Here is a 9,505-nt window from a genome sequence, read left to right as displayed (position 1 = left end):
GGCGGGGCGGGGGGGGGGACCCCCCCCGCCAGCAGCGTCGAGGCGAGGCCGGCGGCCGTGCCGGCGACCAGGAAGCGGCGGTTCTTGTCGGTCATGGGAGGTCTTGGCGATCGTGCAGACAGGAACGCAACGCCGGATGGCGCAGTGCAGCAACAGCTAGGACATTTCCCCGCCGAGGGGAAACCGCCCGTCATGGAAAAAACCGCCCGGGCCAACGGGCTAGCACGATATCCGGGTGGGTGTGGCCCCGGCGCCGCCAAGGCCGCGCGCCACCGGCGCGCTCCGGCGTCAGCGATCAATCGCGTGCGATACTTTTTCTATGTCGTATCGCGACTGACGAAACCTGTTGTGACGCATATGCTCTGTGGTTGACGCTCGCGACAACACGTGCCCTCCTGCGCCGGTCACTTCGATCTGGTGCGCCATGACCAACGATGACCCCACCCGATCGCTCGATCTGATCGAGCTTGCCGCCAATGTCGTGTCGGCTTATGTGGCGAACAACTCCGTTCCGGCGGCCGACGTCCCGGGGTTGATCGCGGCGGTTCATACCTCGCTGAGCCAGCTCGGCGCCACGCCGGAGCCGGAACCCGAACGGGTGACGCCGCCGGTGCCGATCCGCAAGACGGTGACGCCGGACCACATCATCAGCCTCGAAGACGGCAAGCCCTACAAGACGCTCAAGCGCCACCTGGCCGGGCGCGGGCTCACCCCGGACGCCTACCGCCAGAAATGGGGCCTGCCATCGGATTATCCGATGGTCGCCGCCGCCTACGCCGCGCAGCGCTCCGAACTCGCCAAAAGCTCCGGCCTCGGCCAGAACCGGCGGGGCCGCGGACGCGGCGCGGCGATGCGGGCCGCGGCCGATCCGGTCGTGGCGGGGCCGGCCCCGGACGAACCCGACGCGAACGGATCCCGGCGGGACCGACCGAAGCGCCCCTGACGGGGGCTGCGGCGATGCCGGCGTGATGAGCGGGAGCCGAAAGGCGCGCTCATCATGCATTCAGGTCACGGGTTCTTTCATGACGGGGCAGGGCGGTCCTCGCGGCCGCTCCTCACCCTCACGGAGAGATCCCAGGATGTTGCACGTCAAGGTGCTCGGGATGGCCGCCCTCGTGGCAGGCGGTCTGGGCCTCGCATCGGCTGCGCAGGCCGCCCCGATCGGCCTCGGTGCGGCGGGCATGCTCGCGTCGGACACAACCGTGACGCGAGTGGCCGGCGGCTGCGGCCCGGGCTTCGTCCCGAACCGCTTCGGGTATTGCCGCCCGTTCTACGGGCCGCGGCCGTATTATGGGCCACGCCCGTATTATGGCGGCCCCCGGCCGTACTGGCGGCGCCCGCATTACGGCTACGGCCCGCGCCGCTTCTATCACGGTTACTGATCCGGGCAGGATCGAGCAAGGCGCCCGACCGGCCGGTCGGACGCCTTGCTGACGTTCGGGCCAGAGACATCCGGCATGCTACGCAGATTTCGCCAAAGTGGTCACCGGTTTGGCGGCGAAAATCTGCGATCAAACAAGAACCTGAGCCGACGAAGCGTTGTCCTGCCAACGCAAGTCTGCTTAGAGCGCTTCACGATCGCATTGCCATCGCGAAGCTTCTCTCGCTGTTTGATTTTGCCGCATTGTCGACGACGGACCGGTATCCACTTCGTCGGACAATGCTCTAAGCAGGCTTGCGTTGGCAGGCCAACGCTTCGCCCGCTTAGGCTCTTGTTTTGTCGCAGATTTTTATCGCCGAACCGGTGACCACTTCGGCGAAATCTGCTTAGCCCGCCCGCGCCGCGGGCTTGCGCCCGAACGGGTCGAACTCGATCACCGGGGCCTTGCGGCCATGCAGCGCCGGCAGCACCCGCTCGCCGAAGGCGTCGATGAATGCCGCCTGGTTGCCGCCGACCTGATGCAGGTCGATGCTGTCGAAGCCGAGGGCCGCACAGGCGGCGATGCGCTCGGTCAGGGCCGGCAGGTCGTGGGAGATCAGCACCGCCTCGTGCATGTCCTCGGGCCGCAGGAAGCGGGCGGCGGCCTCGAAATCGGCCGGGCGGGGCAGTTCCCAGGCCACTGAGGCCGGCAGGGCGTTGAAGCGCCACTCGGCATGGGCCTGGCGCAGGGCTTCGGCCGCGTCGGGGGCGTAGCTCAGGTCCATCTTGAGGAAGACCGGCTTGTCGGCGCCGCCATTCTCCCGGAAGGCGTCGACGATGGGCCCCAATGCCTCGGGGCTCGTCCCGACGGTGAGGAGCCCGTCGGCCCAGGTGCCGAGCCAGGCGGCGGTCTCGACGCTGGTGGCGGCACCGACGAGGCGCGTCGGGGTCTCGGGCAGCGACCACACCTTGGCCTCCACCGCCGTCAGGCGGCCACGCTGGGTCACCGTCTCGCCGGCGAGGAGCGCCCGCATGATCTCGGCGCCCTCGCGCAGGCGGGCGTTGCGCTCGGCCTTGTCGGGCCAGGGCCCGCCGGTGGCGCGCTCGTTCATCGCCTGCCCGCTGCCCAGCGCCACCCAGGGCACCCGGCCCGGGAACATCTGTCCGAGGGTCGCCACCGCCTGGGCCAGCACGACGGGATGGTAGCGCCAGCCCCCCGGCACCGAGATGATCCCGAAGGTCAGCCGCTCGGTCGCCTGGAGGGCGGCGCCGAGCCAGGCCCAGGCGAAGCCGGATTCGCCCTGGCTCGGCGACCACGGCTGGAGATGGTCGGAGGAGAAGGCCCCGTCGAAGCCGGCCTGCTCGGCCCGCTGGGCCAAGGCGAGCAGCGCCCGCGGCGGGCATTGCTCGTGGGAGATGTGGTAGCTGTACAGGGTCATGACGGGGCTCCCGGCCCGGGGAATGCCCGAGCCCGGGCGGTCGTTCCGGGCGGGCGCGGTTGCGCCGCGGACCCGCCGCGTCAGCTACATTCCCACCGCGACCCGGCGGCTGTTGCCCCGCTGGAGATTGCGGTAGCGCGCCAGCGCCCAGAGCGGGAAGAACTTGGCGTAGCCGTGATAGCGCAGGTAGAACACCCGCGGGAAGCCGGTGCCGGTGTAGCACTCCTCGCCCCACAGCCCGTCCGCGCCTTGCGTGCGGGCAAGGTAGTTGACGCCACGGGCCACCGCCGGATGGTCGGCCTCGCCCGCCGCCATCAGGGCGATCAGCGCCCAGGCGGTCTGCGACGCCGTGCTCGCCGCCCGCTCGTAGCCGCGATATTCGAGCTTGTAGCTCGCCGCGTCCTCGCCCCAGCCGCCATCCGGGTTCTGGATCGCGATCAGCCACTCCACCGCCTTGCGGACCGGCGCGGAGGCGGGATCATGGCCGGCGGCGTTCAGCGCGCAGAGCGCCGACCAGGTGCCGTAGATGTAGTTCATGCCCCAGCGGCCGTACCAGCTGCCATCCTCCTCCTGGTCGGCGAGCAGGTAGTCGACGGCCCGGGCGAGGGGAGCGCTGGTCTCCTTGGTCTCGCCGAGCTGGGCCAGCATCGAGATGCAGCGGGCGGTGACGTCGGCGGTCGGCGGGTCGAGCAGGGCGCCGTGGTCGGAGAACGGGATGTAGTTCAGGTAATGGTAGGTGTTGTCGGCGTCAAAGGCGGCGAAGCCCCCGTCGCGGCTCTGCAAGCCCTCGATCCATTCCCGGGCCCGGGCGATCGACTGGGTGTAGTCCGAGCCGCCCTCGCCGGGGCCGAGGCGGGTCTGCGCCCGGTCCATCGCCATCGCCACCACGGCGGTGTCGTCGAGGTCGGGGTAATGGGCGTTGTTGTACTGGAACGCCCAGCCGCCCGGGCGCACATCCGGCTTGCGGGCCGCCCAGTCGCCCTTGATGTCGAGCACCTGGAGCGGCTTCAGCCATTCGAGGGCGGCGCGGGCCTGGCGCTCGTTCTCCGGCCCGCCGGCCTCCATCAGGGCATGGGCGGCGAGCGCCGTGTCCCAGACCGGGGACAGGCAGGGCTGGACGTAGGCTTCGTGCTCCTTGACGGTGACGAGCTTCTCCACCGCCGAGCGCGCCGTCGCCACCAGCGGGTGGTCCTCCGGGTAGCCCAGGGCCTCGTACATCAGCACAGAGTTGGCGATGGCCGGGTAGATGGCCCCTAACCCGTCCTCGCCGTTCAGCCGCTCGCTGACGAAGGCCACCGCCTTGTCGATGGCGCGCGCCCGGGGCGCCTTCGGGAAGTAGGGCTCGACCACCCGCAGGATGTCGTCGATGGCCGCGAAGACCGGGCGCCAGGGCGAGGATTCCTGGGCGCCGGAGGGCCAGCGCCGGATCCGCTCCGGGTCCTGGGTGAACAGCTCGCGCACGCTGACGCCGCGGGGGTTCTTGGCCCGGGGCTTTGTCACCTGGAGCACGAAGAGCGGCACCATCACGGTGCGGGCCCAGTACGACACCTTGTCGAGGTGGAACGGGAACCACCGCGGCAGCAGCATCACCTCGACCGGCATCACCGGCACGGCGCTCCACGGCACCTCGCCGTAAAGGGCGAGCAGGGTGCGGGTGAAGACGTTGGCGTGCGCCGCGCCGCCGCGCTGGAGGATCGCCTCCCGGGCCCGGCGCATGTGCGGCGCGTCGATCGGGTCGCCGATCATCTTCAGGGCGAAATACGCCTTGACGGACGCGCTCATGTCGAACGGTCCCTCGTGGACCAGCGCCCAGCCGTGGTGCAGGGCGCTCTGCGTCCGCCGCAGGTAGACGGCGATCTTCTCCTCCAGCTCCCGCGGCGGCACCGAGGCGCGGAAGTGGTGGTAGAGGATGTACTCGGACGGGATGGTGGCGTCCGCCTCCAGCTCGAAGCACCAGTGCCCGTCGGCATGCGCCAGCTGCGTCAGCGCCCGGGACGCCGCCGACACCCGCCGCTCGACCTCGTCGAGGGTGATGTCCTGCGTGCTCTTGCGGTGCAGCGTCTCGACCTTGCCCACGGTGTCTCTGCCTTCCTCTGGTGAGGGCGGCTCCGCCCCGCCGCCCATGATGCCATCCCGAGTCTTGTCGCGGCGCACAAACCGCCGCTTACGCCTACGCTGTTCCCGAAACCGGGGCCCGCCGTCAAGCGGCTCCGCGCAACGCAGCGTTGACGCCGGTGGATGCAACGACCTGCGCCGCCGTTGCCCCGGACCGGATCGCGCCCTCGATGGTCGAGGGCAGCCCGGTCGCCGTCCAGTCTCCGGCGAGTGCCAGATTGGGGATGTGCGTGCGCGCACCGGGCCGACGCGCCGCTTCCGCCGGCGTCGCCGCGAAGGTGGCCCGCTTCTCCTTGACGATCTGCCAGCGCGGCAGGGGATCGCCGGCGAATCCTGAAAGCCGCGAGACCTCGTCCCAGATCGTGCGGGCGAGATCCTCGCGCGGCACGTCGAGCAGGCGGTCGGCGCCGCTGATCGTGACCGAGAGCCGGTCGGGATAGGAGAACAGCCACTCGGTCACGCCGCCGACCACGCCGAGCAGCAGCGGCGCCCCCGGCTTCGGCGGCACCGCGAAATGGGCGTTGACGATCGAGCGATGGCTCTGCGGCGTCTCCAAGCCCGGCAGCAGGTCGGCGGCGACCCAAGCGGGCACGGCCATCACCGCCGCATCGTCGGGGCCGAGCGTCTCCGCGCCATCCGCGAAGTCGAGCCGGGTCAGGCGCCCGCCCTCGATCCCGAGCGCCCGCAGGCGCCGGCCGAAGCGGACCTCCGCACCAGCCTGGCCCAAGGCCGCCAGGGCCGGATCGATGAAGGCCGCCGACAACCCCTCGACCGCCACCAGCGGCCGGCAGGCCCGGCCGCCGGCGCCGAGCGTCTCGCGCAGGATCGTGGCGGCGAGCCCCGCATCGCTCTCCTGCGGCTCGGTGTTGAGGGCGGCGAGCAGCACCGGGCGCCAGAGCCGGTCCCACAGGAGCCCGTGGCAGGCCATGCTCTCGCCGATCGTGGCGGAGCGGGTCGCGCCGCGGAAGATCCCCAGCGGGGCGAGGTAGTCGCGGGCGCGGCTGCCCGGCACCCGGCGGCGGGCATCGAGCACCCACCAGGGCAGGCGCCCGGCATTCGGCCGCAGGGTCCAGCGCTCAGCCGTCGCGAGATCGGCGAAGGCGAAAGCGGCTTCGTCCGGCCCGGCGAGCACGCCGTCCGGCGCCCCGGCCAGCCTCAGGAAGTCGAGGGCGTCGCGGTTGCCCGACAGGAGCAGGTGGTTGCCGTTGTCGATCGTCAGCCCGAGGGCCGGATCGAAGTAGGAGCGGCAGCGCCCGCCGGCCTGCTTGGCCGCCTCGTGCACCACGACGCGCCGGCCGGCCTTGGCGAGGCGCAGGGCCGCCGAGAGGCCGGCGAGGCCGGCGCCGAGGACGTGGATCGTCGGAACGTGGACCATGCCCATCAGACGATCGCGTGGCGCAGGAGGACGCCGATCAGCGCGAGCTTGCCGGGCTTCACCCGCGCGCGGGGCGGCGCCCAGCCGCGCTGGCGCAAGCCGACGAGGATCAGGTGGTAGGCCGCGCCCATGATCCGGGGCGCCTTGGTGGCCCGGCGCGATTCGCGGTTCATGATCGCCCAGGAGGCATCGTAGTGGGCTTGCGCCTCGTCGAGGAGCCGGGCGCAGACCTCCGCGAGGCGCGGATGGGCGAGCGCGCGCTCGGGCGTGGGACGGGACAGCCCGATCGCCGCCAGCGGCTCGGCCGGCAGGTAGAGCCGGCCGCGCTCGGCATCCTCGTCGATGTCGCGCAGGATGTTGGTGAGCTGGAGCGCCCGGCCGAGATGGTGGGCGAGCCGGATGCCGGGCTCCTCGGGCAGGCCGAAGATCCGCACCGACAAGCGGCCGACGGCGCTCGCCACCCGGTCGCAATAGAGGTCGAGGGTGGCGGAATCGGGGGCGACGATGTCGGCCTCGGCATCCATCGCCATGCCGTCGATCACCGCCTGGAAATCCTCGCGCCTGAGCCCGAACCGCTGCACCGGGCCGACGAGGGGCTGGGTCCGCGGCACCGGCCGGCCGGCATAGAGGGCGTCGATGTCGGCCCGCCAGCGGTCCAGCTCGGCGGCGCGGACCTCGCGGGCGCCGCCATCGTCGGCGACGTCGTCGACGGCCCGGCAGAAGGCGTAGACCGCGTACATCGCGTCGCGCTGCTCGGCCGGCAGCAGCCGCATGGCGGTGTAGAACGACGAGCCGGCGGCCGGCAGGGCCTGGGCCTCGGTCGTGGGCTCGATGGGCGAGGCGGGTCGGGAGGCGAGGGCGGTCACGAACGGGCTCCCCGCAGGGCCGGCTGGAGATGGCGGCGGAACGGCCGCCGGGCGAGCGTCGTGGCGGCGGCGCCGAGCGCGGTCAGCGCGAAGGCGGCCTTGCCGTGATGGACCTTCTCGCTCAGCGGGTCGCGCACCAGGAGGCCGCGGGCAAGCAGCACCGCGAGGCGGTGGATCGCCGCGATCTCCATGGCGAGACGGGTGTCGTCGATCAGGTCGGGCAGGGGCCGGCCCTCTTCGAGAAGGTCGAGGCAGCGTTGCGCCAGGTCCTCGATCACCGCGCGCAGAGCGGGAGTGGCGCGCTCGCCCCCCAGATCCTCGATCCGGGCGCCGTGCTTCTCCAGGGTCTCCCGCGGCAGGTAGACACGGTCGACGTTGCGAAAATCCTTGGCGCAATCCTGGAGGTGGTTGATGACCTGGAGCGCGGTGCAGATCGCGTCCGAGGTCGGCCAGGTGCGGCCCGGATCCTCGCCATGGACGTCGAGGACGAAGCGGCCGACCGGCACGGCCGAGTAGCGGCAGTAATGCGCCAACTCGTCCCAGGTCTCGTAGCGCGTCTTGTGCGCGTCCATCCGGAAGGCGTCGAGAAGTTCGAGCGCATGGCGCGGCGGCAGCCCGCGCTCGGCCAGCGCGCGGCGCAGGGGGGCCGCCACCGGATCGTCGGGGCCCTTGCCCGTCAGCGCGTCGGCGAGGCCGTCGAGAAGCGCGATCTTCCGCTCCGGCGACAGGCCGGCATTGTCGGCGACGTCGTCGCCGGCCCGGACATAGTAGTAAAAATCCAGGATCGGGCCGCGGTGGCGCGGATGGATCAGGTGCGAGGCGACCGGGAAGTTCTCGTCGCGGTGCCCCTTGCCAGAGCGCGCCTCGGTGACGGTTGTCATCGGATGTATCCCGCCTGACGGAACCAGGTGACGGCATCGGCGAGGCCGTCGCGGTAGGGCCGGGCCGCGTAGCCGAGCTCGGCCCGCGCCTTGGCGTCGGAGAAGAACATCCGGTAGCGCGACATCCGGATGCCGTCGATCGTGGCGAGCGGCGCCTTGCCGGTGATCCGGGCGGCGAGCTCGGACACGAAGGCCACCGGATAGACCGCCGCCCGGGGCAGCCGCACGGTCGGGGGCTTTCGCCCGACGAGGCCGGCGATGTCGGCGAGCATGCGCGACAACAGCACGTCCTCTCCGCCCAGGATGTAGCGCTCGCCGATCCGGCCCCTGTGCAGGGCGAGCAAATGGCCCTTCGCCACATCGTCGACATGGACGAGGTTGAGGCCCGTATCGACGAAGGCCGGCATCTTGCCGTTCGCCGCCTCGACGATGATCCGCCCGGTCGGAGTCGGCTTGACGTCGCGGGGTCCGATCGGGGTCGAGGGGTTGACGATCACCGCCGGCAGACCGTCGCGGGCGACCATCTCCTCGACCACCCGCTCAGCCACGACCTTGCTGCGCTTGTAGGCGCCGATGGCGGTCTCCGGGGTCAGCGGCCGGGTCTCGTCGGCGGGCGTGCCGTCGTCATGCGGCTTGATGGTGGCGACGCTCGACGTGTAGACGACCCGCTCGACACCCGCATCGAGCGCCGCCCGCATCAGGGCCCGGGTGCCGTCGCGGTTGGTCCGCACGATCTCCTCGGGGTCCGGCGCCCAGAGCCGGTAATCCGCCGCGGCATGGACGAGGTAGCGCATGCCGCGCATCGCGGCCGCCGCCGCCGCGGGGTCGCGCATGTCGCCCTCGACGATCGCGACATCGGGCCAGGTCAGGTTGGTGCGCGGGCTCGTGGCGCGCACCAGAACCCGCACCGGGAAGCCGGCGGCCCGGAACACGTCGACGAGCGCCGGGCCGAGGAAGCCGCTGGCGCCGGTGATCAGCACCGGGCCGGGCTCGACTCCGGAACCGGACGGGGTGGACGCGGTGCGGTGCGGGGCCTCAGTCATGCGTTCTTCTCGCATGCGGTCCTTCTCGGCGGCTCAGGCGGCGGGCACGCTCGTCCGACGGTGACATCAAGTCGGGAAGCCGGGCCGCTTCTGCCAGCCCGGCGCCACGCCCGCAAGGCACAGGCGAATCGATCGCGGGCGACCGTGCCGCCCGCGCATCAGCATCTTAGCCCCGGGACCAATCCGTTCGGTGAGACGTCTCAGGCGAGTCGCAGGCGTCCCCCGCGCTCGGCCGCCGCCTCGCGCGCCGGCAAGGTCGCCTCGACGACCTTGACGATCGAGGCGGCGTCGAGGCCCGCTTGCGCGTACATCCGCTCCGGCGTGTCGTGGTCCTGGTAGGTATCCGGCAGCGTCAGCGTCCGCACCCGGACCTTGCCCTCGTCCAGCGCGCCCCGCGCCGACAGAAGATGCAGCACCATCGCCCCG

8 protein-coding genes and 1 pseudogene are annotated in these 9,505 nt (G+C 71.7%); 2 read left to right on the top strand and 7 right to left on the bottom strand.

What is annotated here, in order from left to right; genetic code table 11:
• Positions 1 to 424 precede the first annotated feature (424 nt).
• A complete protein-coding gene (locus VP06_RS27865) occupies positions 425 to 943 on the top strand; it encodes a Ros/MucR family transcriptional regulator (protein ID WP_048467063.1) in 519 nt (172 codons plus the stop codon).
• A 136-nt stretch (positions 944 to 1,079) separates the two neighbouring features.
• Positions 1,080 to 1,382: a GCG_CRPN prefix-to-repeats domain-containing protein gene (locus tag VP06_RS27860; protein WP_048467062.1), complete on the top strand. Its 303-nt coding sequence runs from the start codon at positions 1,080 to 1,082 to the stop codon at positions 1,380 to 1,382.
• A gap of 385 nt (positions 1,383 to 1,767) precedes the next feature.
• Here the strand turns inward: VP06_RS27860 and VP06_RS27855 are convergent, their stop codons facing one another.
• From VP06_RS27855 to VP06_RS27825, 7 genes and pseudogenes are all read right to left on the bottom strand, one after another.
• On the bottom strand, positions 1,768 to 2,799 hold the full coding sequence (locus tag VP06_RS27855) for a TIGR03885 family FMN-dependent LLM class oxidoreductase (protein ID WP_048467061.1): 1,032 nt from the start codon (positions 2,797 to 2,799) through the stop codon (positions 1,768 to 1,770).
• Between the two features lie 84 nt (positions 2,800 to 2,883).
• Positions 2,884 to 4,923 (bottom strand): squalene--hopene cyclase, encoded by a 2,040-nt coding sequence (shc, locus tag VP06_RS27850; RefSeq protein ID WP_197093304.1) that lies wholly within the window; start codon positions 4,921 to 4,923, stop codon positions 2,884 to 2,886.
• Positions 4,924 to 4,999: 76 nt separating this feature from the next.
• The gene (gene hpnE, locus VP06_RS27845) at positions 5,000 to 6,295 is read right to left on the bottom strand and encodes a hydroxysqualene dehydroxylase HpnE (RefSeq protein ID WP_425350957.1); all 1,296 of its coding nucleotides are present in this window, start codon (positions 6,293 to 6,295) and stop codon (positions 5,000 to 5,002) included.
• Positions 6,295 to 7,155 (bottom strand): presqualene diphosphate synthase HpnD, encoded by an 861-nt coding sequence (gene hpnD / locus VP06_RS27840; RefSeq protein ID WP_048467059.1) that lies wholly within the window; start codon positions 7,153 to 7,155, stop codon positions 6,295 to 6,297. Before hpnD ends, hpnE begins: the two co-directional genes overlap by 1 nt.
• A complete protein-coding gene (hpnC, locus tag VP06_RS27835) occupies positions 7,152 to 8,036 on the bottom strand; it encodes a squalene synthase HpnC (protein ID WP_048467058.1) in 885 nt (294 codons plus the stop codon). Before hpnC ends, hpnD begins: the two co-directional genes overlap by 4 nt.
• Complete coding sequence (hpnA, locus tag VP06_RS27830) at positions 8,033 to 9,079, bottom strand: hopanoid-associated sugar epimerase (RefSeq protein WP_048467057.1); 1,047 nt, start codon at positions 9,077 to 9,079, stop codon at positions 8,033 to 8,035. Before hpnA ends, hpnC begins: the two co-directional genes overlap by 4 nt.
• A gap of 200 nt (positions 9,080 to 9,279) precedes the next feature.
• A pseudogene (locus tag VP06_RS27825) lies at positions 9,280 to 9,505 on the bottom strand (1-deoxy-D-xylulose-5-phosphate synthase); the annotation flags it as partial.

The organism is Methylobacterium aquaticum (assembly GCF_001043915.1).
Classification (GTDB): Bacteria; Pseudomonadota; Alphaproteobacteria; order Rhizobiales; family Beijerinckiaceae; genus Methylobacterium; species Methylobacterium aquaticum.
Note: the sequence above shows the minus strand (reverse complement) of the source record. Positions and strands in the feature narration are given on the sequence as shown.